Annotated in this window: 1 protein-coding gene; it reads right to left on the bottom strand. The window is 71.2% G+C overall.

The features are described 5' to 3' along the window. Positions 1 to 70: 70 nt before the first annotated feature. Positions 71 to 571, bottom strand: coding sequence for a hypothetical protein (locus D3P35_RS25950; protein WP_118138794.1), 501 nt, complete (start codon positions 569 to 571; stop codon positions 71 to 73). Between the last annotated feature and the right edge of the window lie 29 nt (positions 572 to 600).

Here is a 600-nt window from a genome sequence, read left to right as displayed (position 1 = left end):
ACGCTCATGATCGGCTCGCGGAAGGCATCGAAGGAGCGGGTGCGCCCGCGGCGCGTGTCGCGCGGCTCCATCAGCGTGCCTCCGCAACGGCGCGCAGCCGGGCGGGATCCTCGCGGCGCTCCTGCACGATGGCGGTGAGCCGGTGCATGGCGTCATAGAGGCGGGTGAGGTCGGTGTGCACGGTCTCGGCTTCCTCGGGGGTGAGATCGCCCGGGAGCTTCGAGCCCTGGCCGAGGGCCGCCATGATGTTGGCATTCGCCTCGGCGAAGCGGAGCACCACGGTGGCCGAGGCCTCCGACACGTCACCGTCCCCGGTCTCGATAGGCACGTAGACACCGCCCGCCAGCGAGGCGAAATGCCGGGCCACCACCGCCGCGCCGGCGGGGAACAGCCGGCACAGCAGGTCGAGGTCGGGCGCCGGCATGCGCCGGCCGTTCTCCTCGCCGGGGTCGGTCCAGCGGCTGATGATCGAGAGCGAGCGGCCGAGCTCGGCCTCGACATGCTTCCGACCGCAGGTGTCGAGCAGGTCGGCCAGCATGGCGTGGAAGGAATTGGGGCGCTGCGGGCGCATGGGAAAACCTCCGGAGGCTGTTTCCTTGT

It is taken from the genome of Oceanicella sp. SM1341 (genome assembly GCF_003448965.1).
In the GTDB taxonomy this organism is placed as follows: Bacteria; Pseudomonadota; Alphaproteobacteria; order Rhodobacterales; family Rhodobacteraceae; genus Paroceanicella.
This window is presented reverse-complemented; position numbering and strand designations above follow the sequence as displayed.

Bases quoted from the DNA above. Each gene is read 5' to 3' on its own strand.
- D3P35_RS25950 (WP_118138794.1), bottom strand. From the start codon at position 571: ATGCGCCCGCAGCGCCCCAATTCCTTCCACGCCATGCTGGCCGACCTG.